The sequence below is a fragment of the Roseobacter sp. YIN89 genome (genome assembly GCF_057219365.1).
The window spans coordinates 343,064-370,000 of sequence record NZ_JBXVVD010000004.1 but is presented as its reverse complement, the minus strand read 5'-3'; the positions used below and the strand labels follow the sequence as shown (position 1 = coordinate 370,000).

Genomic DNA, 26,937 nt, shown 5'->3' with positions numbered 1-26,937 from the left:
CATGATGTCCTCAAACGCATAGTCAGCCGGGCGATCCACCATACCGTCAATCGTGACAGTCCACGGCGACGTCGTCAGCGCATCGGCGTAGCGTGCAGGATCACCCTTGTCAGTGCCGAACTCATAAAAGTTGTTGTACTGGGTAATGTCTTCCCAGGAGTTTGGCTCCAACGGCTCTTCGGACGCGGCCACCCGACCAGCTGCAGCAAGGCCGGCACCTGCCGCCGCAGCCCCCATGAGTTGGCGGCGATTCAAAAAGACCGATTCCGGTGTTGTATCGTTCTCAGTCAGATTGTTCTTCCAGCGAAACGCCATCATCGGCTCCTGTCGTCATCAAGTTACAAGGTATTTAGTAGACGACACGCATCTGACCAACCGAACTTTACTCACAATCCAGACAGATGATTGTAACCTTTGCTACTGTCACAGCCGCAACAAAGCAGGCAGCTCTGCCATATGCTCAAAGACATGATCGCACACCGTGCTCAGTCGGGCAGCATCAGTATCCGCCGCAAACCCAAGAGTGACCATACCAGCAGCAACCCCCGCACGGGCTCCGTTCGGGCTGTCCTCAATCACGACGCAGCGCGCAGGCGGAACACCTGCTGCGCGCGCGGCGGCGAGATAAACATCCGGCGCGGGCTTGGGGCGGGGAACATCCTGACGCGAATACACGCGCCCCTTCAGCCGTTCGGCCAAACCGCACCGCGCGAGCGTAATTTCCATCTTGCGTCGCGGGCCGTTTGACCCCACGGCATAGCCGACACCAGCCGCATCCAGCGCATCCAGCACGTCCGATACGCCGGGAATGATTGTCACCTCACGCCCGAGTACCTCGAAAATTTCGGCATATATATCGTCAATCCAGTTTTCGGGAAGGCGCGCCCCAAGCTCGCGTGCCTTCTCGGCGACCCCCATGATCGTGCCGCCCAGAAAAAAATCTGACAACTGGTCAGGTGTAATTGGCAACCCGTGCCGCGCAAGATTGGCGCAGAGCACTCTCGCAGTCAGCGGCTCGCTGTCAACGAGCACGCCATCACAATCAAACAGAACCATATCAGGGCGCATGAACATGCGTCGTTGTGGATGCAGATATCGCTAACGTCAACCAGCCGGCAAAGATGCCGTTTCGCTCACGGAGATTTCAGATGCGATTCATTGAAACAAATTGGCAGCGCGGCTTGGGCCACCGGCCGCCCAGATCAAGCCGGTTTTCCTCAAAATACTTAGGAACTTTTGCGACGACCGGACATTGGTACTGCAGTGTTCGCATGGTGCGAGCCGTACTTAGTAAACCAACGTAAGGAGAAACTCATGTTTCGTCGCACATTTATGACCGCAACCGCAGCCATCGCTCTGGCAGGTTCCGCTGCTTTCGCCTCGGGTGAAAAAGACATCGTGGATACCGCTGTTGATGCAGGCACGTTCACCACTCTGCTGGCAGCTGCCGAAACTGCCGGCCTTGTCGACACACTGAAAGGTGACGGCCCGATGACCGTTTTCGCCCCAACCGATGAAGCGTTTGCCGCGCTGCCAGAGGGCACGGTCGAAATGCTGCTGATGCCGGAAAACCGCAGCATGCTGGTGAACCTGCTGTCCTACCACGTGGCACTGGACAACTACGCCGCAGATGATCTGGACGCCGAGACCACAGCAATCACCGCTCAGGGTGGCAGCCTTGTCTTTAGCGAAGACAACGGCAAAAAAATGGTAAAGGACGCCGAGATCATTCAGGCCGACATCCAAGCCTCCAACGGTACGATCCACGTGATCAACAAGGTACTCGAGCTGGAATAATACACGCTTGACGACCATTCAGCCCCAGTGCGTTGCACTGGGGCTACTTTGTTTTCCTAATGCGCCGAAACCCGCTGTGCGCCATCCCCTTAGCGCGCGTCTGGTTCAGGTCAACCTGCGATTGTCGCCTTTCGCCCATGATCCAATCCCACAGCTGCTGCGTTTTACCGTCAATGCCTCAGGGCAGAAACGCAGTCAATCAAATCAACAAAGGGAACTCATCAATGCTTCGTAATTCCATTCTCGCCGTCACAGCAGCAATCGCCGTCGCAGGTACAGCAGCTTTCGCCGGCGCCAAAAAAGACATCGTCGACACCGCCGTCAGCGCGGGCACTTTTGAAACACTGGTCGCCGCCGTAAGCGCCGCCGATCTCGTCGACACACTGAAAAGCGAAGGCCCGTTCACCGTATTCGCTCCAACAGACGAAGCTTTTGCCTCGCTGCCCGAGGGCACCGTGGAAACACTGCTCAAGCCAGAGAACAAAGATCAGCTTATCGCTGTTCTGACGTACCACGTGGTTGCAGGCAAAGTGATGTCGACTGACCTGTCCGACGACATGACAGCCGCCACCGTGCAAGGAAGCGACATCACAATCGACCTCGACAACGGCGTGATGGTCAACAATGCCTCGGTAGTGACCGCAGATATCGAGACATCTAACGGCGTCATCCACGTCATCGACACAGTGATCTTGCCGCCAGAAGCGTAAGCGCGTCTTACAAAAAAAGGGGCATCTTCGCGATGCCCCTTTCTTGTTTTTAGTGGATCACTGCATCATCCGGCGTGGGCCTGTTTGATGACGCAACTCGGTCACCGATAATCAGCCCCTCGGCACCGGCACTAACGGATAGTGTCTCGCCGTCTTTCACGTCCCCGGCCAAGAGCATCTCTGCCAGCGGATCCTGCAGTGCGCGCTGGATCACCCGCTTGAGTGGTCTCGCACCGAACACAGGGTCATAACCTTCATCCGCGAGCCATTTACGCGCCCCATCATCCAGATCGAGCGTGATCTTGCGCGATGCCAGACGCTTGAGCAGACGCGCCATCTGAATATCGACGATGCCGTCCATATCCGCGCGACCCAACCGGTCAAAGATGATGGTCTCATCCAGCCGGTTCAGGAACTCGGGCCGGAAATGCGCACGCACAGCGTCCATCACATCGCGCTTGGCTGCCGAGGCATCCGCGCCATCAGGCAACTGGCTCAACGCCTGCGCCCCAAGGTTGGATGTCAGCACGATCAGCGTTTGCTTGAAATCAACCGTCCGACCCTGACCGTCGGTCAGAACACCATCGTCCAACACCTGCAACAACACGTTGAACACGTCCGGATGCGCCTTCTCGACCTCGTCGAACAGCACGACCTGATACGGCCGGCGCCGCACCGCCTCGGTCAGCACACCACCCTCGTCATAGCCAACATATCCGGGAGGCGCACCGATCAGGCGGGCCACCGCATGTTTCTCCATGAACTCGGACATATCGATGCGCACCATCGCGTTGTCATCGTCAAACAGGAACTCGGCCACAGCTTTGGTAAGCTCGGTCTTGCCCACACCGGTCGGCCCGAGGAAGAGAAACGACCCCAACGGACGGTTCTCGTCGTTCAGCCCGGCGCGCGCCCGGCGCACCGCATTGGCAACCGCCTTCACAGCCGTATTCTGGCCGATCACCCGATTGTGCAACTGGTCTTCCATGCGCAGCAGCTTTTCGCGCTCGCCTTCCAGCATCCGGCCCGCCGGAATACCCGTCCAGCGTTCGACAACCGAGGCAATCTGCTCGGGCCGCACGGCTTCTTCGACCAATACGTCGCTGTCGTCGTGCTGCTCCGCCTCGCCCAGTTGCTTTTCTAGCTGGGGGATCACCCCGTAGGAAAGCTCGCCGGCCTTGGCAAGATTGCCCTCACGCTTGGCGATTTCCAGATCGGCCCGCGCCCGATCAAGTTGCTCCTTGATCTCACGCGCACCGGCCAGCTTGTCACGCTCCGACTGCCACCGCGCGGTCAACGCGGCACTCTGCTGCTGCAGGTCGGCCAACTCTTTCTCAAGGGTGGCAAGCCGGTCCTTGGACGCGGCATCATCCTCTTTCTTCAGCGCTTCGGCTTCGATCTGAAGCTGCATGATCTGACGGTCCAGCGCATCCAGTTCTTCTGGTTTGCTGTCCACTTCCATGCGCAACCGGCTTGCCGCCTCGTCTACAAGGTCAATCGCCTTATCCGGCAAGAACCGGTCCGTGATGTAGCGGTGGCTCAGCGTTGCCGCCGACACCAACGCGCTGTCCGAAATGCGGACCCCGTGGTGAAGCTCGTACTTCTCCTTGATCCCACGCAGGATCGACACGGTGTCTTCCACCGTCGGCTCAAGGATCATCACAGGCTGGAACCGGCGCGCAAGGGCCGCGTCTTTCTCGACGTACTTGCGGTACTCATCCAGCGTGGTTGCACCAACGCAGTGCAACTCGCCCCGCGCCAGCGCGGGTTTGATGAGGTTGGCCGCATCCATCGCGCCGTCGGTCTTGCCCGCGCCAACCAGCGTGTGCATCTCGTCGATAAACAGAATGACTTCGCCAGCCGCTTCGGTGACCTCGGTCAGCACCGCCTTTAGCCGTTCTTCAAACTCGCCACGATACTTCGCACCGGCAATCAGCGCGCCCATGTCGAGCGCAAGCAAGCGCTTGTTGCGCAAACTCTCCGGCACGTCGCCGTTGACAATCCGAAGCGCGAGCCCCTCGGCAATTGCGGTTTTACCCACGCCAGGCTCACCAATGAGAACCGGGTTGTTCTTGGTCCGGCGGCTCAGCACCTGCATCGCACGGCGAATTTCTTCGTCGCGGCCGATGATCGGGTCAATCTTGCCCGCCTCGGCCCGTTCGGTCAGGTCCAGCGCGTATTTCTTGAGCGCGTCATAGCCATCCTCTGCGGTTGCAGTATCGGCAGTGCGCCCCTTGCGCACATCGTTGATCGCTGCATTCAGCGCCTGTGCCGTGACATTGCCCGCATCCAGCGCCGCCTTGGCACCGGATTTCACCATACACAACGCCATCAACAGACGTTCCACCGGAACAAAGCTGTCGCCCGCCTTTTTCGCCAAAGCTTCGGCTTCTGCCAAGACCTTGGTGGTCGCATTGTCCAGATATACCTGCGCTGCGTCACCGGTAACCTTCGGCATCTTGCCGAGAGCAACGTCAACTGTTTGCAGGACCTGTCCGGGGTCGCCGCCAGCTGCAGAAATCAGATTGGCCGCGAGCCCCTGCTCATCATCCATAAGTGCTTTTAGCAAATGCTCGGGCGCAAGCCGCTGGTGGCTGTCCCGTGTGGCGATCGTCTGCGCTGCCTGGATGAAACCGCGCGACCGCTCGGTGAACTTGGATAAGTCCATCGCTCTCTCCTTTATCAAAGCGCCCTTTTGCGCTGCGCCCGTCTTGGCGGCACGTCAGCTTTTTGGGCCTCGTCTGAGATGTGGGAACCGATCCGCGCCGCTTCAAGGCCCCCACAGGCTCTAGTTAAGCACACCACCGCGTCAGGTGCTTTGACCCCGATCAAAAAAAACGGAGGGAATTCTCGGCAGCTATTCCCCGTTTCGCCAGTGGCGCGGCGGAGTAGTCTGAAATCCAGAGGGTGGAGAGAGTAAACCAGTTGCCTAGTAACCTCTGGTAACGAGTAACCGCGTTGTTTCTTAAAACCGACCTGCCAGCTTCGGCAAGGCAGGCGGGCGGGATCAGGCCGGCACAGCGGGCAGCCCACCCCCGGGATGCATGCCCGGGCAGGCTCTGATCCAATAAACTGACCCGGTAGTCGAATTGGCGCGGCTGCCGGGAAATTTTTTGCCCGCCCGTCTTCTTTCCCCTTCCCCTGCATAGACACGACCGGCCCAAAGGCGTAATCGGAGGGCAAGATCGACCGGAGGGAACCGCATGACAGATGATCGCCTTATCGTGGCACTGGACGTGCCCCACGCCGTCGCCGGAGAGCAACTGGCACGCCAGATCGGTGATGCGGTCAATTTCTACAAGATCGGTCTGGGCATGCTGACAGGCGGCGGGCTCGCCTTGGCCAACGAACTGAAACAGGAACACGGCAAGCGCATTTTTCTCGACATGAAACTGTTCGACATCGGCGCAACCGTCGAGGCGGCGGTACGCGGCCTTGCGCAGTTCGATCTCGACTTTCTCACCGTGCATGGCGATCCCCATGTCGTGCGCGCAGCCAAAGAGGGCGCCGGCGGTTCGGGGCTGAAAATCCTTGCCGTCACGATCCTGACGTCCCTCGACAGAGCCGATCTTGATGCCAGCCTGATACAACCCGGCGACATTCCCGATCTGGTCCAGACCCGGGCGGCCCGCGCGTTTGACGCAGGCGCGGACGGGGTCATCGCCTCCCCGCAAGAGGCCCGACTGATCCGTGCCCTGCCCGAGGCAGAAAACCGGCTCATTGTGACACCCGGCGTGCGTCCCGCTGGTGCCGCCCTTGGCGACCAAAAGCGAGTCGCGACCCCTGCAAACGCTATTGCAGACGGTGCAGACCATATTGTTGTCGGTCGTCCGGTTTGGCAGGCAGAAAACCCCAGATCTGCTGCAATTGCCATCCAGAACGAAATCAAGAGCCCGCAGGCACACAGCCCAAATCGCTGAAACTGCCGCATAAAATCGACTTGTCCACAGAAGCGCTCCGGTAGAACTGCGTCCGCAAAAGGACTCAACAGACTGTGGCCGAAGCACAACAGACAACATTATGTAGCCTCAATTAGACAAGCCAGTTTAGATTTTTACATCCAGAAGTGGTAAGTTGACCTTAGGTGATACTCCCCAACGGACTGTTTTCTTCCTGAGGTCCGTTACCTCCCCCCGCCCCACGACGCGGGGGGTTTTTCTTGTGGAGACTGTGCCGCCAGATACTCCCGCAAACGGGTTCTGAAATGCGGCACAACACCCTCATGCGCGATAAATCGGCTGATCTTCATCGCCATCCATTTCTGTCCTTCGTTGCCAAAGACCACCCGCGCGCTGATGTCATCGTCAGCCTGCGCCACAAAAAACCACGTGCGCGCAGCACCTGAACCGTAAGACGCCCCCCAGCAGATCCGCGCAGGTGCCAGATCAAGGCCGAGTTCCTCGCGGGTCTCGCGCAAGGCACAGGCCAAGGGCGTTTCGCCTGCTTCCCGCCCGCCGCCCGGCAAATCCCAATATCCCGGATAGCTGATGCGCGGATCATCGTCGCGCAATAGCGTCAGAACCGCGCCATCCGTCAGGATGGCCAGTTTTGCCCCTGCGAAACCCATGTTCATCTGGGGTAAAGCGGCGTAAGATCGCGTCATGCGTCAGCCCTAGTACAAACCGCTTTGCCATGCCCGCCCTTTGCCGAGAATGCCTGACCGAGTTTGCCGATACCCGACGCTGCCCCTCTTGCGGCAGCCCTCGGATCGTGGCGCATGAGGAACTCTTTGATCTGTCCATTGCCCATATGGATTGCGACGCCTTCTACGCCTCTGTCGAGAAACGCGACGATCCCAGCCTTGCGAGCAAACCGGTAATCATCGGCGGCGGGCGGCGCGGTGTCGTATCCACCGCCTGTTACGTTGCACGCATTCGGGGCGTGCGCTCTGCCATGCCGATGTTTCAGGCGCTCAAACTCTGCCCGGACGCGGTCATCATAAAGCCAAGGATGGAAGCCTACGTCGAAGCGTCCCGCGCAATCCGCGCCATGATGGAAGAGATGACACCGGATATTGAACCACTGTCACTGGACGAGGCCTTTCTTGATCTCTCCGGCACCGCCCGTCTGCACGGTGCCCCGCCCGCCGTAATGCTGGCGCGACTGGTGAGACGCATGCGCGACGAACTGGGGCTCACAGGCTCCATCGGGCTCAGCCACAACAAATTTCTGGCCAAAGTCGCGTCCGATCTAGACAAACCCAACGGCTTTTCGGTGATCGGCAAGGCCGAAACAGACGCGTTCCTGCGCGACAAGCCGGTGCGGATGATCTGGGGCGTTGGCGCGGCGGCCCAAGCCGCGCTCGACAAGGCCGGCATCCGCACCTTTGCCGATCTTCTGCGGTGGGAGCGGACCGACCTTGTCGCGCGCTTCGGCTCTATGGGCGACCGGTTGTGGCATCTGGCCAGAGGGCAGGACAGGCGCCGCGTGTCCGCGCACACCCCGATGAAATCCATCTCAAACGAGACCACGTTCCACGACGACACCTCTGATCCCGAACTGCTGGACGGTCACCTGTGGCGCATGGCCGAAAAAGTGTCAGACAGAGCCAAGGCGAAAGGGCTGGCCGGGCGGGTCGTCACCCTCAAACTCAAACGCGCGGATCATTCGCTTCTGACCCGTCGCACCAGCCTGCGCGACGGCACCCAGATGGCAGATACGGTCTACCGTACCGCGCGCGGTCTGTTCGACATGGTCGGAGACCAAGGCCCCTACCGGTTGCTGGGCTGCGGCCTCTCGGACCTGATCCCGGCAGATGCCGCCGACCTGTCAGGTGATCTGCTGGACCCGCAAGCGCGCCAGCGCTCCGCTGCCGAACGTGCCACCGATCAGATCCGTGAACGCTTTGGGGCAGATGCCATCCTGAAAGGCCGCGCGCTGCGGTAAATTACTCCGCCGCCAGCGGCATCCGCTCCTGCCCGATCAGTGCGATCTCGGCCACCGCGGCACGCACCGCACGGCGCACGTCGTCAAACTGCGCGTTTGGCTCGACCCGCGCTTCGTCCATGTAAAGCGCACGGTCCAGTTCAACCTGAACAGCATGGCGCCCACCGGCAGGTCTGCCATAGGCCTGAGTGATATAGGCGCCCGCAAAAGGCGCATTTCGGGCGACAACGAATCCCTGATTGACAAAGGCCGCTTCGATCCGGTCCACGACCGATCCGCTTGCAGCCGCCCCAAACCGGTCACCCAACACAATCTCCGGCCGCCGCACGCCCGTACGCGCCACGCTTTCGACAGCCTCATGCGGCATCGAATGGCAATCAATCAAAACAGCCTGCCCGTGATACTGATGCGCCGCATCCAGCATCGTGCGCAACCGCGCATGATAGGGATGCCAATAGGTTTCCAGCCGCTGTTGCGCTTCTTTCAAAGACAGCTTGCCGCGATAAATCGCACGCCCGTTGGCCACCACGCGGGGAATCACCCCCAGCCCCGAGGCAACCCGCGGGTTGTGCCCCTTGCGCCGCACACCTTCGATCAGCGCCGGGTCCAGTTCCTCCGGACTGCGGTTGAGATCGACAAAAGCACGCGGTGCGGACGCCTTGATAAAGCGGGCACCATACTCTGGCGCGCAATCAAACAGCCTGTCTACAAAGGCATCCTCGGACGAACGCACCATACGACTGCTCAGAATCGTTCTGCGCATCATCGATGCCGGATAGTCCGATCCACTGTGCGGCGAGGCAAACACCACACAAGAGGTGTCTCGCGGCGGCTCTTTGGTGTAGAAAGCGTCGTTGGGCATCTCAATTCCTTTCCACGGACAATAGCGCAAAAAAATCGAAAACCAAAAGCTCTTGATCCCGCTGTCGTTACCTTTTATAGACCGCGCACCGGCGCGGCATTTCGCGCCCCATTTTTGTTTGGGGTATCGGAATTCGCAATGGCCACGTGGGTGATTAGCTCAGCGGTAGAGCACTTCGTTGACATCGAAGGGGTCACTGGTTCGATCCCAGTATCGCCCACCACCTGATTCACCGGCCTGTCACCGACAGGCTGCCCGTAACCAAGGCGCCCGCCCGCGCCACAACATGAGGAGACGACCATGAAGGTTCGCAATTCGCTCCGCTCGCTCAAGAATCGGCACCGCGACTGCCGTGTTGTGCGCAGGAAAGGCCGCGTCTACGTAATCAACAAGACGCAGCGCCGGTTCAAAGCCCGTCAGGGTTAAGCCGCACGAAAAGCTACGAAATCACGCGCCTCCGGGCGCGTTTTTTTGTGCCTGCTAGCACTGCTGCTCAATCAGGGTACTGCCGCGCTGTGCGGTGCCTGTCCCGGTTGGTGTGCGCGGCTCAGGGCGCGGCTCCGGCATCGCAAGTGGCACCGCAGGCGCCCCCAGTAGCACCGGATCACCCTGTCGCTGCATACGCAACCGATCTGCTGTATCAATTGCATTGTCGCCACGCAGGAATCGGTTGCGCTGTATTTCCTCGCCAACGTCGGGGTTTTCCAGCGGCGGGACTTTGGGAATCACCTGCCGCGCGCTGCGCCCCGCCACGCGGCGCTGGCAGATATCCTGCGACACCACCTGCACGCCGGAGGGCCCGGACAGCGGCACCGCCGTAATGTCTATGGTAAATCCCGATTTGCGCGCATGCCCCAGCACGGCAAATGTCAGCGGTTCGACCACGCGCAGCGTGCCGGGGCCATCTACCGGTGGTTCGGTCTTGTCGCCTTGCCATTCCGCGTGGGCGATCAGAAACACGTCAAACGTGCCCGGCGGCACCAAAACAGAGAAAAATGTGCCGCCCAGCACATTGGCTGCCAAGGCGGCGCGGCCCGTTTCGGCATCGCGCAAAAGCACGACATAGTCTTGCCCCTGCACCGATTTGACCCGCAGCGGAAAGCTCAGGGGCAGCCCGGTGCGATTCCACATCAGACCCGGCTTGTCCAGCGATCCGCCCGCATGCGCCGTGGCGCCAACGACGCAGCACAGGATCAGGGCGACCCCAGCGGCACCCGACCCGTTGCACATCGCACGGATGGAACGGATAAAGGCGCGGACGCGCGGGACAGCAATCGATAAAGCAAAAAACACACCACCATCAAATGCGCCGCAAAGCTGATTGGCAAGCGTTCTTCCCACGTAACCCGCGAATGCGCAGACTTGTACCTGCACCGTTCGTTTCTACCTTCTGACTATCGCACTAACAAAATACGAGGCTCCCGTGACCGACCAAACAGAATACACCCCCCCCAAAGTCTGGACATGGGATACCGAAAGCGGGGGCAGGTTTGCCTCGATCAACCGCCCCATCGCCGGCCCGACGCACGACAAGGATCTGCCCGTCGGCAAACACCCCTTCCAGCTTTATTCGCTGGCCACTCCAAACGGCGTCAAAGTCACCGTGCTTCTCGAAGAATTGCTGGCGCTCGGGATCACGGGCGCGGAATACGACGCCTGGCTGATCAAAATTGGAGACGGCGATCAGTTCGGCTCCGGCTTTGTCGAGGTGAACCCGAACTCAAAAATCCCGGCCCTCATGGACCGTTCGGGCGACACGCCGCAACGCGTCTTCGAAAGCGGCGCGATCCTGCTGCACCTTGCAGAAAAATTCGGTCAGTTCCTGCCCGAGGATGCCGCCGGCCGCGCCGAGACGTTGTCCTGGCTGTTCTGGCAGATGGGCTCCGCGCCTTATCTTGGCGGCGGCTTTGGCCATTTCTACGCCTACGCACCGGCCAAGTTCGAATACCCGATCAACCGTTTTGCGATGGAGACAAAGCGCCAGCTTGATGTGCTGGAACGCGAACTGTCCGAAAAACCGTTCATCGCAGGCGACAGCTACACCATCGCAGATATCGCGATCTGGTCCTGGTACGGCCAGCTTGTACTGGGCCGCTTGTACGATGCGGCTGAATTCCTGGATGTGGACAGGTATAAGCACGTCATGGCTTGGGCGAAAAAGATCGACGCGCGCCCTGCCGTGCAACGCGGCCGCATGGTCAATCGGGTCTTTGGCGAGCCGGAAATGCAACTGCATGAACGCCACGATGCCAGCGACTTCGACACCAAAACACAGGATAAAATCGGGTAAAATACTGTTATAATGTGATTTTTCTGGGCGTCTGCGGCAGTTTTGCGCAGACGCCCTTTTTCATAGTTTTTTTGTCGGGAATTACTTGCGACTCGCGCAGGAATATGTTTCTGATAATTTTAGTCGGGAATACTCCCATCCCTGTAACGTAACTGTTGGACACAAAATGACGCCCAAACATCTGACCGCCGCGATGCTTGCCATCGCCTGCGCGCTCCCCGCCTACGCCAATGGAGAACTGAACCTCTACTCGTCGCGTCACTACGATACCGACGAACGGCTCTACTCTGATTTTACCGAACAAACCGGTATCAAGATCAACCGCATCGAGGGCAAGGCTGACGAGCTTTTGACCCGGATGCAGGCCGAAGGCGCCAACAGCCCGGCCGATATCCTGCTCACTGTCGACACATCGCGGCTTCAGCGCGCCAAGGAAATGGGACTGCTACAAAGCGTGGACAGCGAAACACTCGAAACACGCGTACCGGCCTACCTGCAGGACGCAGACAACCAGTGGTTCGGCTTCTCACAGCGCGCCCGGATTATCTTCTACGACAAGGAGCGTGTCGAAAACCCGCCACGTGACTACGTCTCGCTCGCCGATCCCGCATACAAAGGCATGGTGTGCCACCGCTCCTCATCCAACGTGTACAGCCAGACACTTCTTGCCGCCGTCATCGAAAACCACGGGCAAGAAGCGGCCAAGACATGGGCACAAGGCGTGACCGACAACTTCGCCCGCGCGCCCCAAGGCGGCGATACCGATCAGCTGCGTGGTCTGGTCTCTGGCGAATGCGACATCTCGATCTCAAACACCTACTACTTTGCACGCGCCCTGCGCAGAGACGTCAAAGGGCTCGACGCCGAGGCGCTGGAAAACATCGGCTGGGTGTTTCCTGCACAAGGTGCAGAAGGCGCGCATATGAACCTCTCGGGAGGCGGCATCGCCGCCAATGCGCCAAACCGTGAGAATGCGGTTCTGTTCCTTGAGTACCTCGCCTCCGATCAGGCGCAGGAATATTTCTCTGCCGGCAACGACGAATACCCCGCAGTACCTGGTGTGGCCTTGTCACCCTCCGTCGCCGCGCTTGGGTTTTTCCAGACAGATGATGTGAACCTGTCCGACGTGGCAAAGAACGTGCCAACAGCGCAACGCATCTTCAACGAGGTAGGTTGGGAGTAACCCTCGCACACACATTACGACCAACCTCATTGCGAAGGCCGTGTCGACACTCCGTCGGCGCGGCCTATCTTTTTAGGGATCACAACAGCGAGGATAACGCCATGGCCCAGACCCAACGCAAAACCGCAAAAGATTTCGACCCCCGCATCCTGGAGATTTTCGATGGTTACGTGCACGGCACGATGTCCAAGCGCGAGTTTCTCAACCGCGCGGGCAAATACGCGGCAGCCGGTGTAACGGGCGCGATGATCCTCGAACAGCTGCAACCGAATTACGCCTTTGCGCAGCAAGTCAGCCCGGATGACCCGGACATTGAAACCGCCACAATTACCTATGACAGCCCCGAAGGTCACGGCGAAATCAGCGGCCTGATGGCCAAACCCGCCGGTGCCACGGGCAAGCTGCCCGCCGTTCTGGTGGTGCACGAAAACCGCGGGCTCAACCCATACATCGAAGACGTCGTGCGCCGCGCGGCAAAAGCAGGCTATCTTGCACTGGGGCCGGACGGCCTGTCCCCGCTTGGCGGCTATCCCGGCACCGATGACGAAGGGCGCACCATGCAGCGCAGCATGGACGGCGCCAAGCTGATGGCAGACTTTTTCTCGGCCTACGAATTCCTGCGTGATCACCAAGACACCACCGGACGCGTGGGCGCCGTGGGCTTCTGTTATGGGGGCGGGGTCTGTAACGCACTGGCCGTCGCCTACCCGGATCTCGCGGCATCAGTACCGTTTTACGGGCGCCAGCCCGCAGCCGAGGACGTGCCCGCAATCGAAGCACCCCTGATGATCCAGTATGCAGGTCTGGACGAGCGCATAAATGCAGGCTGGGACGCCTATTCGCAAGCGTTGCGCGCACATCAAAAGGAATTCACCGTGCACTTCTATCCCGACGTACAGCACGGTTTTCACAACGACACGACGCCGCGCTACGACGAAGAGGCCGCAACACTGGCTTGGGACCGTACACTGGCGTTCTTTGATACGCACCTGCGCGGCTGACCGGCGGACACAGGAACAGGTGGCGCGGTTACCCGCTGCGCTGCCGCCCGACCTGACGGCAGATCAGGATGACCGGAATGAGGCCAATCGCTACGATCACAAGGCTTGGCACCGCAGCACCTTCCAGCCGTTCGTCGCTGGCCAGCCGGTAGGCCTGCACCGCCAGCGTGTCAAAGTTGAACGGGCGCATGATCAGCGTCGCGGGCAACTCTTTCATCACGTCAACAAATACGATGAGCAGCGCGGTCAGCAGACTAGGCGCCAGAATGGGCAGATGCACCCGCCGCAGCGTACCGGCAGGGGTCTGCCCCAGCGAGCGGGCCGCTGCATCCATGTTCGCAGGGACCATGGCCTGACCGCCTTCGTAGGCGCCAAGCGCGGCTGCGAGAAAGCGGACCATATACGCCGCCACCAGCAACCAGATGGACCCGGTCACCAGCAGCCCGGTCGAGATATCGAACTGCGCCCGCATCATCGCATCCAGCGCATTGTCAAAGGCCGCAAACGGCACCAATAGGCCCACCGCAATCACACCCCCCGGCACCGCATAGCCCAGACGCGATACATAGGCCGCCGCGTTGGACAGCCGCCCCGGCACGAGGCGCTGGTAAAAACCGATGACCACAGCCGCTGTGACGGTCAGGACCGCTGCAATTGACGCCAAAATCAGAGAATTACGAATGAACCCGAGGTACCGGCTGCTGGTCAGGTCCTGTTCCGACCCCACACCCATCGAAAACAGGATAATGACAGGCAACACCGCGCCAAGGGCAACGGGGATGCCGCACAGCAAAATGGCCAGCCATGCCCGTACGCCGCTCAAGGGCGAAGGTTCCATCGGCTGCTGCCGCCGCGACTGGTCGTGATACTTGGCACGGCCCCGCTGCGCGCGCTCCAGCATCGCCAGAAGCAGCGCAAAACTCAGCAGACACAGCGCCAGCTGCGCTGCTGCCGCACGGTCAGCCATGGAAAACCAGCTGGTATAGATGCCTGTGGCAAAGGTCTGCACGCCGAAATAGGCAACCGTGCCGAAATCCGCGATCGTCTCCATCACCGCCAGCAGTACACCACCCGCAATCGCCGGTCGCGCCAGTGGCAGGCTGATTTTGAAAAACGCCGCCCAAGCGCTTGATCCCAGCGCGCGCGCAGCCAGAAATGTCGTGGCGCTCTGCTGCAGGAAAGCCGCCCGCGCAAGCAGGTAAACGTAAGGATAAAGTACCAGAATCAGCATGACCGCAGCACCGCCAAGCGACCGGATTTCCGGAAACCAGTAGTCCCGCGCGCCCCAGCCCGTCACGTCACGCAGCGTTGATTGCACAATGCCCGGGTGGTCCAGCACATGGGTATAGGCATAGGCCAGCACATAAGCCGGAAACGCCAGCGGCAGCACCAGCGCGATCTCAAAGGCGCGCACACCGGGAAAGCGTGTCATCGTGACCAGCCAAGCCGCACCGACGCCCAAGGCAAACGTACCCAGCGACACCAGCACAACCAACAAAAGCGTCGTGCCCGCATAGCGGCCCAGCACGGTGTCGGCGAGATGGCTGATCGTCTCTGTCCCACCGGTCAGCGCCGCGACCAGCACCGCCAGCATCGGCAACAGGCATACGGTTGCGATCAGCCCCGCGCCACGCGATAGCCAGCCACCCCGCGCATGGCGACGCGACAGCTTTTCGGCGACAGGCCCTGACTGCAAGGTAGAATCCGACATGCGCTCTTTGTTGACTGTTTTAGGTGGAATTACCAGCCCCGCCCACGCCACCGGCGATGACCTCACCTTCTGACGCACCCTCGGGCGCTGTGCCTTCGAAAAAAGCACGGATGTCGTCGAAAATCGTCTCACAACTCAGAAACAAAAGATGCCCTTGCCGGGGATAGCCGATTACCTGCACATCAGCACCGCAACGCGCGGCAAACTCCACCGTTTGCCGTCGCGAAAACACAGGGTCGGCCAAGCCGGTGAAAAACCGAAGCTGATCGGCCCCATACTGCACACCGGCTGGCAGACGCCACAGGCGCAGATCGTCCGTATGTGCCCGTGGCTTGCCCCCGTCGGGCATCACGATCCGGTCGCGGTGGCGCGCAATCAGGACATCCGCTCGGTGGGCCAGCGCCTTGTCATTCAGCACCGCGCGGCCGAACAGCAATACACGATAATACTCCATCCAGACCGCTTTCAGGTCCATCGACATCGCCCGTCCCGCAGACGACACCACATCCCACAGCCCCGGCAAGCCCGTGCGCAACCCGCCACCGCTTTCTACGGCAGAGGACATCGCCGCGATCTTGACGTCTCCTGTCATCTGCGCCGCCGCCGAGATCACGATCGGCCCGCCGGTAGAGTATCCCAACAGGCGCACCGGCTTGCCGGGATACCGCCCGACCAGCGCGACAATCTCGTCTGCAGCCTCCTGAATGCGCAAGGACGGGTGCAACGGGCGCCCGTCCAGACCGGGAAAACGGTAGCACACCAGCCCATAGCCCTGCTCGGCCCACGCCTCGACGGGTTCAAAAATATCTCTGCTGGACAGGGCACCGGGGACACAGATCACCAACTGCTCTGCCGCCGCCAGCGCATCGGCGTCGTACAGCAGGTTCGCCACTCAGTCGTACGTCCGCTGGTCGTCAATGACGATACCATCCTTGGGCAGACTGCCCGGCGCCACGACCTCGACCGCACCCTTCAGCTTGAGCGTGCCCTGCACACTCTCGGCATAGGCCGCCGCAGCCGCATCATCCGGCGCCTCGATCTGCACCCGCATCGCATCCTGCTCGCCCTCGCGTGTGACGATGACCCGCGCCTTGGCGACCTCGTCATGCCGCGCGACCAGTGCCGCGACCTGCTCGGGCCGCACGAACATGCCCTTGATCTTCGTTGTCTGGTCGGCGCGGCCCATCCAGCCCTTGATCCGCATGTTTGTCCGCCCGCAAGGGCTTTGACCGGGCAAAACCGCGCTCAGATCGCCTGTTGCAAATCGAATAAGCGGGTAATCGGGATTAAGCGTTGTGACCACGACCTCACCCACGTCGCCCTCAGCAACCGGATCGCCGGTACCGGGCGTTACGATCTCGACGATGACACCCTCATCCACGATCATGCCCTCCATAGCAGGGCTCTCATAGGCGATATTGCCCAGATCAGCGGTGGCATAGCACTGCAGGCACGCGATCCCGCGATCAGCGTATTCCGCGCGCAGGGATGGAAACAGCGCCCCCCCACCAACAGCCGCCTTGGTGATGCCAAGGGTCACGCCCATCTCTGCCGCTTTATCAAGGATCACCTTGAGGTAATCCGGCGTGCCCGCATAGGCCGTTGTGCCGATATCCGCCGCCGCCGTTACCTGCAACTCGGTCTGGCCCGTGCCCGCAGGAAACACCACAGCACCGACGGCCCGCGCCCCGGATTCGAAAATCATCCCCGCAGGGGTCAGATGATAGCCAAAACAGTTTTGCACAATGTCGCTTGCGCCGATTCCACAGGCCTTCAGGAACCGCCCCATGCGCCACCAGTCGTGGCTGATACCGCCCGGCTCGTAGATTGGCCCGGGGCTTTGAAACACATGCGCCACATTGGCCACGGGAAGCCCGCCAAAGGGCGGCTTTTCCGCCTGCCATTTGACCAGATCGGATTTGCGCAAGACCGGCAGCTTGGCCAGATCAGACAGGCTGGCAACCTCGCCCGTACCCGTCAGACAGTTCCCCTCGGCCGCGGCGACCCGCGCCAACTGCTCCCGCAGCGCCGCAACCTGCGCGGCCTCGCGCGCATCGGCACTGCGCGTTTCCAGATCGTCGAAAAACTCGGTCATCTCAGCTCCTCAAAGGGATCAGGCAACACACGCAGGCCTCACGACAACCAGCGCTTGCGACGGCGATAGCTGCGGACATCGCGGAAAGACTTGCGGCCCTCTTCAGACATACCGAGGTAGAATTCCTTCACGTCCGGATTCTCGCGCAGCTCTGCTGCAGGGCCATCCATCACAACGCGTCCCGACTCCAGTATATAGCCATAATGGGCAAACCGCAGCGCCACATTGGTGTTCTGCTCGGCCAGCAGGATCGTGACACCCTGCTCTTCGTTGATCGATTTCACGATCTCAAAAATCTGCTCGACCAGTTGCGGCGCAAGCCCCATCGACGGCTCGTCCAGCAACACCGTCTCGGGCCGTGACATCAGCGCCCGACCGATCGCGCACATCTGCTGCTCCCCGCCCGAGGTATATCCGGCCTGAGATTTGCGGCGCTCCTTGAGACGCGGGAAATAGGTGTAAACCATCTCCAGATCCTGCTGGATCGCGGCACTCCCGTCGCGCCGCGTATAGGCACCGGTCAGCAGGTTTTCCTCGACGGTCAGGTGCTCAAAGCAATGACGCCCCTCCATCACCTGCACAACACCCGCCTTCACGGTCTCGGCCGGATCAGCGTGCTGGATGGACTGGCCGCGATACTTGATCGACCCCTTGGTCACCTCGCCACGCTCGGACGCCAGCAACCCCGAAATCGCCTTGAGCGTCGTGGTCTTGCCCGCGCCGTTGCCCCCCAGCAGCGCGGTAATACCGCCCTTGGGCACATTCAGCGACACCCCCTTCAGCACGAGGATCACGTGGTTGTAAATCACCTCGATGTTGTTCACTTCCAGCACCGTGTCGGCAACGGTATCCGGCGTCTGGTCAATGGCGAGCTGAGACATCAGCGACCTCATTCAATTCTGTGAAAACATGCCCGGCGATTGCGCACCACCGCCGGGCATGGCCTGCATTGCTTAGCAGTTGCTTTCGATGTTGTTCTCAGCCGCGAACGCAGCGGAGTCCTCGTCGATCAACGGTTGGATCACATCCATATCCGTCTTGGCGTAGTCAGTGATCATCTTGAACTCACCCGCGCCGGCATCCCACTGGGTTACCGCCACAAGGCCTTCGCCACCATGGTTCTGACACGACACGCTAAAGGTCGGGCCAAAGTTTGGCAGACCGTTCGCGGCCATCAGCTCTTCGGTGACGACAAGATTCTCCATGCCGTCGCGCATCTGACCCGATGTGATGTCATCCACTCCGTGCATCTTTTGCGCGACTTTCACCGCCTCGGCGGCCAGCATCGCGGCATAGATACCACGGTTGTAAGGCACCGTACCCAGCTGGTCACCCGCACCGGCTGCCTTACCGGCATCCACGACATATTTCTGAAGATCGTCGTAAAGCGGATACCCGCTGCCCACACCGGTGATCGCCAGCGCCTTGTAGCCGTCGGCCTTGTCGCCCGCCGGCTCCACGTCGATTTCTGCACCCGACCACCAGATACCGATGAAGTTCTCCATCGGGAAACGGATGTTCGCGGCTTCCTGAATGGCCACCTGGTTCATCACGCCCCAGCCGTACATGATCACGTTGTCAGGACGCTCGCGGCGAATTTGCAGCCACTGCGACTTCTGTTCCTGACCGGGGTGATCCACCGCCAGCAGCAAAAGCTCGAAACCATGCTTCTCGCTCAGCTTCTCCAGCGTCCGGATCGGCTCCTTGCCGTAAGCCGAGTTGTGATAGACCAGCGCAATCTTCTTGCCGCTGACATCGCCGCCGTGGGTCTCGATGATATGGTTCACCGCCGCCGAGGCACCGTTCCAGTAGTTGGCAGGGTAGTTGAACACGTGGCTGAACACGTCGCCATTTGCAGCCGACGTCCGGCCATACCCCATGGAGTGGATCGGAATATCATCCGCCGTCGCTTTCGGAATCAGCTGATAGGTGATGCCGGTGGACAAAGGCTGATACACCAGCGCGCCTTCACCCTTGGTGGATTCATAGCACTCCACGCCTTTTTCCGTATTGTAGCCGGTCTCGCACTCAAGCACCCGCGCCGGCACGCCACCAATACCACCATCGCGCTCGTTCAAAAGCGTGAAGTAGTCGGCATAGCCGTCCGCAAACGGAATACCACCCGCCGCATAGGGGCCGGTGCGATAGCTCAGGCTCGGGAACACAAGGTCCGCCGCCACTGGGCTTGCCGCCATCAGGCCTGCCACGGCCCATGTACCTAGTTTGTATTTCATCGGTGTTACCTCCCTTGGTTCTCTCTCCGATGCGCCGGTTGCCCGGCATCCTTTGGGCAGGGTTCGCCCCGCCGTCGTATCGCGGCCACCCCTAGTGGGGGAACGGCCACAGTCTTAATTTCTCTTTTGCCACCCGCCAAAGCTGCGCCAGACCATGCGGCTCCGCAATCAAAAAGATCACGATCAGCCCGCCGACGACAACAAGGTTCAGGTGCGCCACGATATCCGTGGGCCAGCCCAGCCAGTCAACGCCGACCACCTTTAGAAAGACCGGCAGCAACACCAGAAAGGCCGCCCCGGCAAACGAACCAAAGATCGACCCGAGCCCACCGATGATGATCATGAAGAGCACGAGGAAGGATTTGGTGATGCCAAAGGCCTCGCCAACTTCCACAGCCCCGAGATAAACCGCAAAGAAAAGCGCACCCGAAATACCCACAAAGAACGAACTCACCGCAAAGGCCGTCAGCTTGGCCTTCAGCGGGTTCACCCCGATGATCTCGGCGGCGATGTCCATATCGCGAATGGCCATCCACTCGCGCCCCACCGATCCGCGCGTGAGGTTGCGCGCAATCACGGCGCTCGCAATCGTAAAGACCAGACAGAACATATACGTGGCCCAGGCCTCTGTATTGGGTCCGGTGATCAGAATGCCAAAGGTGTCCCGCTCGGGCGCATTGATCTGTCCCGAGGCGGAATAGTTGTAAAACCACGCCACCCGGTTGAACAGCCACACAAGAAAGAACTGCGCCGCCAGCGTCGCCACCGCTAGATAGAACCCCTTGATCCGCAACGACGGCAACCCGAAGATCACACCGACCCCCGCCGTGATCGCCCCGGCCAGAAGTACGTGAATAAACATCGACACATCTGGAAAGGCCGTCATCAGCTTGTAACAGGCATAGGCCCCCACAGCCATGAACCCGCCGGTCCCAAGGCTCACCTGCCCGCAATACCCCACAAGGATATTCAGCCCGATTGCCGCGATCGAATAGATCAGAAACGGCATAAAGATCGAGTTGACCCAGTAGTCGTTGATCACAAACGGGATGACCAGCACCGCAACGAGCAATACGACGTAATAGCGGTATCGGTCGAACTTGATCGGAAAGGTCTGGCTGTCCTGCGGATAGGTGGTACTGAAATCTCCGGCTTCACGATAAATCATCTGACATCTCCCACACCTGCGCCACGCGCCCCGTTTCTGTGACCCGAAAGTACCCCGGGGTCGGGGCACCGCCCCGGTTAACCACGTCACAACTCTTCTCTGTGCTGCCCCATTCTGCCCCATTTCGCCCGCCATAGCAGGCTCCGGGGGCGGGAATGGGACCCATGACTGCAATACTGACTGAAATCCGGCGGCTCGAAGAACTGCGCGACCGCAAGGCCATCACCGACGCTGAATTCAACCGCCGGCGCACCCGGCTGCTCGATGCGGTCGAAGTGGCCGAAACACGCTTTGAAACAGGCCCCGCCGCCACACGCCCGCACCGGGCAACACCCCCTGCGCGTCCCCGTGGCAACGCGCTGGGGCTGAGCATCGTGTTGTGCCTTGGCCTGATGGGGCTCTCCATGGGCGTCACACTCCTCGTCCTGCCCGACCTCAACCTCGCGCTGACAGTCGGCGTCACCATCCTCGCCACGCTCACCGTCGCACTGCTGAAACAACTCGACGAATGACCGGCGCGCGCGCCTGCTCTTTCATCTTGCCGGATAAACTCCGGGGTCCGGGGCGGCGCCCCGGGGATCGCAGCCCTAAACACGCTCAATGATCTTCTCCCCGAACAGGCCCTGCGGCCGGAACAGCAGGAACACAAGCGCCAGCATATAGGCGAACCAGTTTTCCGTTGCCCCGCCGAGGTAGGGCTGTCCGATCAGGAACTCAAAGAGCTTCTCGCCCACACCGATAATCAGCCCGCCGACAATCGCGCCGGGGATCGAAGTAAATCCGCCCAGCATCAGCACAGGCAGAGCCTTCAGCGCAATCAGGCTCAACGAAAACTGCACGCCCGACTTCGCCCCCCACATGATGCCGGCCACCAGCGCCACAAACCCCGCCAGCGACCACACCAATATCCAGATAAAGTTCAGCGAAACACCCACCGACAACGCCGCCTGATGGTCGTCCGCCACCGCACGCATCGCGCGCCCCTGCTTGGTGTATTGCGCAAACAACACCAGCGCCAGCACCAGCACCGCCGCCACGACAGAGGCAACAATATCCAGATTGTCGATGAAGAACCCGTAGCCGAACATGTCAAATGTGACACGGTCAATCGTCTCGTTGATCCCCTGCGGCAGACCAACTTCAAGGGTCTTGATGTCCGACCCCCACATCAGGTCGCCCACCCCTTCAAGGAAATAGGCCAGGCCAATCGTCGCCATAAAGAGGATGATCGGCTCCTGCCCGACGAGGTAGCGGAAAATATACCGCTGCACGAGCCACGCAAAAAGCACCATGACCGCCACGGTCAGCACAATCGCAAGGATCGCAGGCAGGTTCCAGCCAAAGTAGTGAATCTCCGTGCCAAAGATCGCATTGATCAGATGCGCAAAAGGCACCTGCCCGTTCATGATCCCGTAAAGCGTCATCGCCGCAAAAAGCGCCATGACCCCTTGCGCAAAATTGAAAATCCCCGACGCCTTGTAGATCAGCACAAACCCGAGTGCCACAAGCGCATAAAGCACCCCGGCCATCAGCCCGTTGAGGAATACTTCCATCGAAAACAACAGTTGATCAGACATGTCTCCCCCCCTCCGCAGCACCGTTCAGAAATTTCCAGCCGCTTAATGCAGCGTCCGCCGTGCACCGACGTGATACCGACGTCATGCCGATGTGAAACCGAAGCCCGAAATCAGTCATGCGAGACCCCCAGATACGCGTCGATCACATCCTGATTGTTGCGCACCTCGTCCGGCGTCCCGTCACCGATCTTCTTGCCGTAATCCATCACAACCACCCGGTCGGACAGGTCCATCACGACGCCCATGTCATGTTCGATCAATGCGATCGTCGTGCCGAATTCGTCATTCACATCAAGGATAAAGCGGCTCATGTCCTCCTTCTCCTCCACGTTCATCCCGGCCATCGGCTCATCCAGCAGCAAAAGCGACGGCTCGGCTGCCAGCGCACGCGCCAGTTCCACCCGCTTTTTCAACCCGTAAGGCAAACGCGCCACAGGGGTCTTGCGAATGGCCTGAATCTCCAGAAAATCGATAATTTTTTCAGCAACTTCCCGGTTTTCAGTCTCTTCCGCCTCGCCCCTGCCGCGCCAGATGGCCTGCCGCCACAAGCCGGTTTTCATATGCGTCAACCGGCCCGTCATCACGTTATCCAGCACCGACATCCCTTCAAACAAGGCGATGTTCTGAAACGTCCGCGCGATCCCCTGCCGGGCCACCTGATAGGGCTTCATCGGCGGGCGCGGGCTGCCCTGATACCAGACCTCCCCCTCCTGCGGCACATAAAACCCCGAGATCACATTCAGCATCGAGGATTTGCCCGCCCCGTTGGGCCCGATGATGGCGCGGATCTCGCCTTCCCGAATATCGAACGAGATATCCTTGATCGCCTCAACTCCCCCAAATCTAAGGGTAATATTGCGCATCTCCATCACGACGCTACCGATCTTGCGACCGTCCGCCGTCACATATCCCTCGGCCTGATCAAGCATCCCAACGCTCCCCCGTCATCTTGCCAGAAAAACTCCCGCCGGAGGCTCCCGAACTCACCGCACTCACTCCGCAGCCATCTTTGTCCCCGCGGGGACAACCTTGGCATCGCGCACTTCCAAAGTTGCGGAAATTGATCCTTTACGCCCGTCCTCATAGGTCACTTCGGTGACCGTGTTGACCGACGACGACCCGTCGTAAAGGGCGGCAATAATGTCATCGTACTTGTCTTCGATGATCCGCCGCCGCACCTTGCGGGTGCGCGTCAACTCGCCGTCATCCGCATCAAGCTCCTTGTGCAGCACGACAAAGCGGTGCACCTGACACCCCGACAGCATCTCGTCCTGCGCAACCGACGCATTGACCTCTTCCACATGGCTCTGGATCGTGTCCATCACCTGAGGATGGCGCGCCAGCTCCTGATAGGACGCATAGCCGATGTTGTTACGCTCCGCCCAGTTCCCGACCGCCGTGAGGTCGATGTTGATAAAGGCCGTACACGCGTTCCGCCCGTTGCCAAAGACCACCGCCTCAAGGATGTTGGGAAAGAACTTCAGCTTGTTCTCAACGTATTTCGGCGCAAACAGCGACCCGTCTGCCATCTGGCCCACGTCCTTGGCGCGATCAATGATGCGCAGATGGCCCGTGCCTTCCTCGATGAAACCCGCATCTCCCGTTGCCACCCAGCCTTCGGCATCTTTGGTGCCCGCAGTGCTTTCGGGGTTCTTGTAGTACTCTACAAACACCCCGGGGCTGCGATAGAATACCTCGCCCTTGTCGTCGATTTTCAACTCCACGCCGGGGCAACTCACCCCTACCGTGTCAGACCGCACTTCACCATCAGGCTGCGCCGTGATGAACACCGTCGCCTCCGTCTGCCCGTAGAGCTGTTTGAGGTTGATCCCAAGCGAGCGGTAGAAATCGAAAATTTCCGGCCCGATCGCTTCGCCCGCGGTATAGCCCACCCGGATCCGGCTAAAGCCCAGCGTGTTCTTGAGCGGCCCGTAGATCATCAACTCGCCCAGATTATACTTCAGCCTGTCCATCCCGCTGACGGGTTTCCCGTCCAGAATATCCGGCCCCACCTTGCGGGCATGGTCCATAAAGTAGTGAAACAGCTTTTGCTTGAACTTGCTGGCGTCTTCCATCCGGATCATGACGCTGGTCAGCTGCGTCTCGAACACGCGCGGCGGCGCAAAATAATAGGTCGGCCCGATCTCGCGCAGATCTGTGTGCATCGTATCGGCACTTTCCGGGCAGTTCGTGCAGAACCCCGTCCAAAGCGCCTGCCCCACCGAAAAGATGAAATCGCCCACCCACGCCATGGGCAGATAGGCAAGGATCGAATCCGTCTGCCGCAGATCATCAAACTCCGAAGAGGATTTCGACGTCTCGATCACATTGCGGTTGCTCAGCACCACGCCTTTGGGTTTGCCGGTCGTGCCAGACGTATAGAGCATCACACAGGTGCTATCGTAGTTCAGCTTTTCCTGACGGCGTGTGATCTCGGGCAGCAATTCATCGCGCTTGGCCCGACCCGCATCTTGCACATGGGCGTATTGGTGCAGCTTTGAATGGTCGTATTTGCGCAATCCACGAGGATCGAGGTAAATCATCTGCTCAAAGTTCGGCAGGTCGGCCTGCACCTCGATGACTTTGTCTACCTGCTCCTGATCGCCCGCTATCACAAAACGGGCACCGCAATGTCCCAGCACATAGGCCATCTCTTCGGCAACGGCATCCTGATAAAGCGGCACGGGCACAGCCCCGACCATCTGCGCCGCGATCATCGCCCAGTAGAGCCGCGGGCGATTGCGTCCGATAATGGCAATAAAATCGCCCTCGCGCACACCGAGGTCCGCCAACCCAAGCGCAAGCGCCTCGACCTCTTCCAGCGTTTCCGCCCAGGTCCAGGATTGCCAGATCCCGTATTCCTTTTCGCGATACGCCGGTGCCGATGCAAAGATACGCGCGTTTCGGTGCAAAAGAGCGGGAACAGATGTTGTCCCGCCAGCATCCAGTCCAGTCTGCTGCACTTTCATTTCCTCCCTGACAGGCCGGTGATCCGGCCTCGCCTTTCCCGCGTCAGACCTCTTTACGGGCCGTGATCGCAGTCTCCTTGGTAGATGAGTGTGGCGCGACAATAGCCACCTGTCTAGTGCTCTGGCAAATTAATTTATCATTTGTTCAATTAATGGCATGCCGGACGGCCTTGTCATCCGGCGGCCTGTCCCAGCCAAGCTGGACGCTGCATCAAAGGCGCTGCACCGCCGCATCCAGCACACGCAGACCGGCGACCAGATCGGATTCGTGCGTATCCTCTTCGAAAACGTGGCTAAGACCGCCAATTGACGGCACAAACAGCATCGCTACGGGAAGAAGCCGTGAGACATTTGTCGCGTCATGCAACGCGCCCGAGGGCATCAACCGCCATGCATCCGGCGCGACCTGTTGCGCGGCATCGCTCAGGGTGCGGCGCAAATGGTCGTCCATTCTTACAGGCTGCAGTCCCAGCATCTGGCCAAAAGACAAAACCATCTGCCGCGCGTCGGCAATCTCTTGGGCCGTTTGCCTTATGATCTCTTCCATTCGTCCAAGCCTGTCGGCGTCCGCATCGCGCCACTGCATCGAAAACGACGCGCGCCCCGGCACAATGGACGACGCATTGGGATGCAGGGACACGTGGCCAATGGTCCAGACCGTCTGCGGCGTCACCACATTGCGAAATCGGTCGTTCAGCGCAGTATTGAACGCGCCCAGCGCCTGAAACGCATCGCGCCGCAGATGCATCGGCGTGGTGCCTGCGTGGTTTTGCTGACCATCAAAGGTGATCTTCATATCGCGGATGCCAACAATATCGCTGACGACCCCGATCTGCTGCCCTGCTGTTTCGAGCACCTGCCCCTGTTCGATGTGCAACTCGATAAACCCGGTGAACCTGCCGGCATCCACGGGACCGGTTACCATATCAGACATCGCACGCCGTGCCGCACCAAGCGTGATACCGTCGCGGTCGGTCATCGCATCCGCTTCTTCAAGGGTCAGATGGCCGGACCACACAGCAGAGCCGGTTGTCACGCCAAACCTGCCTTCCTCATCCTGAAACGACACGACTGACACTGCCGGTCCGCCGCGGGCCTTGCAGGCTCGGGCGACTTCAAGCGCGGCGATCACCCCAAGCGCACCGTCAAGCCAACCGCCCTCGGGCTGGCTGTCGCTATGCGACCCCAAAAGCAGCGAGGGCCCTTCCGCAAGGCCAAACAGATTGCCCATCGGATCAATCTCAACCGTAAGCCCCGCCGCCCGCATCTGCTCGGTCAACCAGCGGCGCGCCGCCACATCTGCGTCAGTGTAGGCAGGCCGTACCACGCCATTGCCCACCCCGCTGGCACCAAAACTCCGCAAACTGTGCAGGTCAGCGAGAAAGCGGTCGGGATCAAGGTGCATGTGATGCTCTGTGTGATGTGGTCTGATGCGTAATCTGCAACACTTGGCT

25 protein-coding genes and 1 tRNA gene (1 of these 26 running past the window's edge) are annotated in these 26,937 nt (G+C 60.1%); 10 read left to right on the top strand and 16 right to left on the bottom strand.

From position 1 onward, the window contains the following. Together msrP and AC2D8V_RS17710 are read right to left on the bottom strand one after the other, a co-directional pair. On the bottom strand, positions 1-315 hold the beginning of the coding sequence (msrP, locus tag AC2D8V_RS17715; RefSeq protein ID WP_484734924.1) for a protein-methionine-sulfoxide reductase catalytic subunit MsrP. It extends 591 nt beyond the left edge of the window; 315 of the gene's 906 nt are visible here — the first part of the coding sequence; it begins with the start codon at positions 313-315; its stop codon lies off the left edge, out of view. 108 nt (positions 316-423) lie between these two features. Further along, a complete protein-coding gene (locus AC2D8V_RS17710) occupies positions 424-1,074 on the bottom strand; it encodes an HAD family hydrolase (RefSeq protein WP_484734923.1) in 651 nt (216 codons plus the stop codon). A gap of 240 nt (positions 1,075-1,314) precedes the next feature. Between AC2D8V_RS17710 and AC2D8V_RS17705 the strand changes: the two genes are divergently transcribed. Together AC2D8V_RS17705 and AC2D8V_RS17700 are read left to right on the top strand one after the other, a co-directional pair. Then, complete coding sequence (locus AC2D8V_RS17705) at positions 1,315-1,797, top strand: fasciclin domain-containing protein (protein ID WP_484734922.1); 483 nt, start codon at positions 1,315-1,317, stop codon at positions 1,795-1,797. A 224-nt stretch (positions 1,798-2,021) separates the two neighbouring features. Beyond that, positions 2,022-2,507, top strand: a complete 486-nt coding sequence (locus tag AC2D8V_RS17700; protein WP_484734921.1) for a fasciclin domain-containing protein — start codon at positions 2,022-2,024, stop codon at positions 2,505-2,507. A gap of 49 nt (positions 2,508-2,556) precedes the next feature. Here AC2D8V_RS17700 and clpB read toward each other — a convergent pair whose 3' ends face one another. Next, positions 2,557-5,175 carry an ATP-dependent chaperone ClpB gene (gene clpB / locus AC2D8V_RS17695; protein ID WP_484734920.1) on the bottom strand — a complete coding sequence of 873 codons (2,619 nt, stop codon included), beginning with the start codon at positions 5,173-5,175 and terminating at the stop codon, positions 2,557-2,559. Positions 5,176-5,710: 535 nt separating this feature from the next. On the opposite strand from clpB, the gene pyrF reads away from it, so the two are divergent. Continuing rightward, positions 5,711-6,427, top strand: coding sequence for an orotidine-5'-phosphate decarboxylase (gene pyrF, locus AC2D8V_RS17690; protein WP_484734919.1), 717 nt, complete (start codon positions 5,711-5,713; stop codon positions 6,425-6,427). A 203-nt stretch (positions 6,428-6,630) separates the two neighbouring features. On the opposite strand, the gene AC2D8V_RS17685 is transcribed toward pyrF, so the two are convergent. Next, positions 6,631-7,110 carry an NUDIX domain-containing protein gene (locus AC2D8V_RS17685; RefSeq protein ID WP_484734918.1) on the bottom strand — a complete coding sequence of 160 codons (480 nt, stop codon included), beginning with the start codon at positions 7,108-7,110 and terminating at the stop codon, positions 6,631-6,633. Between the two features lie 29 nt (positions 7,111-7,139). On the opposite strand from AC2D8V_RS17685, the gene AC2D8V_RS17680 reads away from it, so the two are divergent. Then, positions 7,140-8,393 carry a DNA polymerase IV gene (locus AC2D8V_RS17680; protein ID WP_484734917.1) on the top strand — a complete coding sequence of 418 codons (1,254 nt, stop codon included), beginning with the start codon at positions 7,140-7,142 and terminating at the stop codon, positions 8,391-8,393. A gap of 1 nt (position 8,394) precedes the next feature. On the opposite strand, the gene AC2D8V_RS17675 is transcribed toward AC2D8V_RS17680, so the two are convergent. Further along, complete coding sequence (locus AC2D8V_RS17675; RefSeq protein WP_484734916.1) at positions 8,395-9,255, bottom strand: N-formylglutamate amidohydrolase; 861 nt, start codon at positions 9,253-9,255, stop codon at positions 8,395-8,397. 148 nt (positions 9,256-9,403) lie between these two features. Between AC2D8V_RS17675 and AC2D8V_RS17670 the strand changes: the two genes are divergently transcribed. Then, positions 9,404-9,478, top strand: a tRNA-Val gene (locus tag AC2D8V_RS17670). A gap of 77 nt (positions 9,479-9,555) precedes the next feature. Further along, positions 9,556-9,681: a type B 50S ribosomal protein L36 gene (ykgO, locus tag AC2D8V_RS17665; RefSeq protein WP_005850168.1), complete on the top strand. Its 126-nt coding sequence runs from the start codon at positions 9,556-9,558 to the stop codon at positions 9,679-9,681. A gap of 54 nt (positions 9,682-9,735) precedes the next feature. On the opposite strand, the gene AC2D8V_RS17660 is transcribed toward ykgO, so the two are convergent. After that, entirely contained in the window at positions 9,736-10,548 is an 813-nt protein-coding gene (locus AC2D8V_RS17660) for a hypothetical protein (RefSeq protein WP_484734915.1), read from the bottom strand. Positions 10,549-10,678: 130 nt separating this feature from the next. On the opposite strand from AC2D8V_RS17660, the gene yghU reads away from it, so the two are divergent. The 3 genes from yghU (at position 10,679) to yghX (ending at position 13,729) form a co-directional block, all read left to right on the top strand. Further along, complete coding sequence (gene yghU / locus AC2D8V_RS17655; RefSeq protein ID WP_484734914.1) at positions 10,679-11,545, top strand: glutathione-dependent disulfide-bond oxidoreductase; 867 nt, start codon at positions 10,679-10,681, stop codon at positions 11,543-11,545. Between the two features lie 166 nt (positions 11,546-11,711). Then, positions 11,712-12,728, top strand: coding sequence for a Fe(3+) ABC transporter substrate-binding protein (locus AC2D8V_RS17650; RefSeq protein ID WP_484734913.1), 1,017 nt, complete (start codon positions 11,712-11,714; stop codon positions 12,726-12,728). Between the two features lie 101 nt (positions 12,729-12,829). Further along, positions 12,830-13,729, top strand: a complete 900-nt coding sequence (gene yghX / locus AC2D8V_RS17645) for a YghX family hydrolase (protein ID WP_484734912.1) — start codon at positions 12,830-12,832, stop codon at positions 13,727-13,729. 28 nt (positions 13,730-13,757) lie between these two features. Here yghX and AC2D8V_RS17640 read toward each other — a convergent pair whose 3' ends face one another. The 6 genes from AC2D8V_RS17640 to AC2D8V_RS17615 all read right to left on the bottom strand — a co-directional run bounded on the left by AC2D8V_RS17640 (position 13,758) and on the right by AC2D8V_RS17615 (position 20,937). Continuing rightward, on the bottom strand, positions 13,758-15,440 hold the full coding sequence (locus tag AC2D8V_RS17640) for an ABC transporter permease (protein ID WP_484734911.1): 1,683 nt from the start codon (positions 15,438-15,440) through the stop codon (positions 13,758-13,760). A gap of 19 nt (positions 15,441-15,459) precedes the next feature. Beyond that, positions 15,460-16,332: an alpha/beta hydrolase gene (locus AC2D8V_RS17635; RefSeq protein WP_484734910.1), complete on the bottom strand. Its 873-nt coding sequence runs from the start codon at positions 16,330-16,332 to the stop codon at positions 15,460-15,462. Then, positions 16,333-17,535 (bottom strand): phenylacetate--CoA ligase family protein, encoded by a 1,203-nt coding sequence (locus AC2D8V_RS17630; RefSeq protein ID WP_484734909.1) that lies wholly within the window; start codon positions 17,533-17,535, stop codon positions 16,333-16,335. Between the two features lie 38 nt (positions 17,536-17,573). Further along, on the bottom strand, positions 17,574-18,416 hold the full coding sequence (locus AC2D8V_RS17625) for an ABC transporter ATP-binding protein (protein ID WP_484734908.1): 843 nt from the start codon (positions 18,414-18,416) through the stop codon (positions 17,574-17,576). 72 nt (positions 18,417-18,488) lie between these two features. Next, a complete protein-coding gene (locus tag AC2D8V_RS17620) occupies positions 18,489-19,769 on the bottom strand; it encodes an ABC transporter substrate-binding protein (RefSeq protein ID WP_484734907.1) in 1,281 nt (426 codons plus the stop codon). Between the two features lie 91 nt (positions 19,770-19,860). After that, positions 19,861-20,937 (bottom strand): branched-chain amino acid ABC transporter permease, encoded by a 1,077-nt coding sequence (locus AC2D8V_RS17615; RefSeq protein ID WP_484734906.1) that lies wholly within the window; start codon positions 20,935-20,937, stop codon positions 19,861-19,863. A 164-nt stretch (positions 20,938-21,101) separates the two neighbouring features. Here AC2D8V_RS17615 and AC2D8V_RS17610 point away from each other — a divergent pair, with 164 nt between their 5' ends. Then, positions 21,102-21,449: an SHOCT domain-containing protein gene (locus tag AC2D8V_RS17610; protein ID WP_484734905.1), complete on the top strand. Its 348-nt coding sequence runs from the start codon at positions 21,102-21,104 to the stop codon at positions 21,447-21,449. 75 nt (positions 21,450-21,524) lie between these two features. Here AC2D8V_RS17610 and AC2D8V_RS17605 read toward each other — a convergent pair whose 3' ends face one another. The 4 genes from AC2D8V_RS17605 to AC2D8V_RS17590 all read right to left on the bottom strand — a co-directional run bounded on the left by AC2D8V_RS17605 (position 21,525) and on the right by AC2D8V_RS17590 (position 26,888). After that, positions 21,525-22,514: a branched-chain amino acid ABC transporter permease gene (locus AC2D8V_RS17605; RefSeq protein WP_484734904.1), complete on the bottom strand. Its 990-nt coding sequence runs from the start codon at positions 22,512-22,514 to the stop codon at positions 21,525-21,527. A 110-nt stretch (positions 22,515-22,624) separates the two neighbouring features. Further along, positions 22,625-23,443, bottom strand: a complete 819-nt coding sequence (locus AC2D8V_RS17600; protein ID WP_484734903.1) for an ABC transporter ATP-binding protein — start codon at positions 23,441-23,443, stop codon at positions 22,625-22,627. Positions 23,444-23,506: 63 nt separating this feature from the next. Next, complete coding sequence (locus AC2D8V_RS17595) at positions 23,507-25,483, bottom strand: AMP-binding protein (protein ID WP_484734902.1); 1,977 nt, start codon at positions 25,481-25,483, stop codon at positions 23,507-23,509. 211 nt (positions 25,484-25,694) lie between these two features. After that, entirely contained in the window at positions 25,695-26,888 is a 1,194-nt protein-coding gene (locus AC2D8V_RS17590; RefSeq protein ID WP_484734901.1) for a hydantoinase/carbamoylase family amidase, read from the bottom strand. Between the last annotated feature and the right edge of the window lie 49 nt (positions 26,889-26,937).

Coding starts and splice junctions, on each gene's coding strand:
- AC2D8V_RS17710 (WP_484734923.1), bottom strand. CDS start 1,074: ATGTTCATGCGCCCTGATATGGTTCTGTTTGATTGTGATGGCGTGCTC.
- AC2D8V_RS17705 (WP_484734922.1), top strand. CDS start 1,315: ATGTTTCGTCGCACATTTATGACCGCAACCGCAGCCATCGCTCTGGCA.
- AC2D8V_RS17700 (WP_484734921.1), top strand. CDS start 2,022: ATGCTTCGTAATTCCATTCTCGCCGTCACAGCAGCAATCGCCGTCGCA.
- clpB (WP_484734920.1), bottom strand. CDS start 5,175: ATGGACTTATCCAAGTTCACCGAGCGGTCGCGCGGTTTCATCCAGGCA.
- pyrF (WP_484734919.1), top strand. CDS start 5,711: ATGACAGATGATCGCCTTATCGTGGCACTGGACGTGCCCCACGCCGTC.
- AC2D8V_RS17685 (WP_484734918.1), bottom strand. CDS start 7,110: ATGACGCGATCTTACGCCGCTTTACCCCAGATGAACATGGGTTTCGCA.
- AC2D8V_RS17680 (WP_484734917.1), top strand. CDS start 7,140: ATGCCCGCCCTTTGCCGAGAATGCCTGACCGAGTTTGCCGATACCCGA.
- AC2D8V_RS17675 (WP_484734916.1), bottom strand. CDS start 9,255: ATGCCCAACGACGCTTTCTACACCAAAGAGCCGCCGCGAGACACCTCT.
- ykgO (WP_005850168.1), top strand. CDS start 9,556: ATGAAGGTTCGCAATTCGCTCCGCTCGCTCAAGAATCGGCACCGCGAC.
- AC2D8V_RS17650 (WP_484734913.1), top strand. CDS start 11,712: ATGACGCCCAAACATCTGACCGCCGCGATGCTTGCCATCGCCTGCGCG.
- yghX (WP_484734912.1), top strand. CDS start 12,830: ATGGCCCAGACCCAACGCAAAACCGCAAAAGATTTCGACCCCCGCATC.
- AC2D8V_RS17640 (WP_484734911.1), bottom strand. CDS start 15,440: ATGTCGGATTCTACCTTGCAGTCAGGGCCTGTCGCCGAAAAGCTGTCG.
- AC2D8V_RS17630 (WP_484734909.1), bottom strand. CDS start 17,535: ATGACCGAGTTTTTCGACGATCTGGAAACGCGCAGTGCCGATGCGCGC.
- AC2D8V_RS17625 (WP_484734908.1), bottom strand. CDS start 18,416: ATGTCTCAGCTCGCCATTGACCAGACGCCGGATACCGTTGCCGACACG.
- AC2D8V_RS17620 (WP_484734907.1), bottom strand. CDS start 19,769: ATGAAATACAAACTAGGTACATGGGCCGTGGCAGGCCTGATGGCGGCA.
- AC2D8V_RS17615 (WP_484734906.1), bottom strand. CDS start 20,937: ATGATTTATCGTGAAGCCGGAGATTTCAGTACCACCTATCCGCAGGAC.
- AC2D8V_RS17610 (WP_484734905.1), top strand. CDS start 21,102: ATGACTGCAATACTGACTGAAATCCGGCGGCTCGAAGAACTGCGCGAC.
- AC2D8V_RS17605 (WP_484734904.1), bottom strand. CDS start 22,514: ATGTCTGATCAACTGTTGTTTTCGATGGAAGTATTCCTCAACGGGCTG.
- AC2D8V_RS17600 (WP_484734903.1), bottom strand. CDS start 23,443: ATGCTTGATCAGGCCGAGGGATATGTGACGGCGGACGGTCGCAAGATC.
- AC2D8V_RS17595 (WP_484734902.1), bottom strand. CDS start 25,483: ATGAAAGTGCAGCAGACTGGACTGGATGCTGGCGGGACAACATCTGTT.
- AC2D8V_RS17590 (WP_484734901.1), bottom strand. CDS start 26,888: ATGCACCTTGATCCCGACCGCTTTCTCGCTGACCTGCACAGTTTGCGG.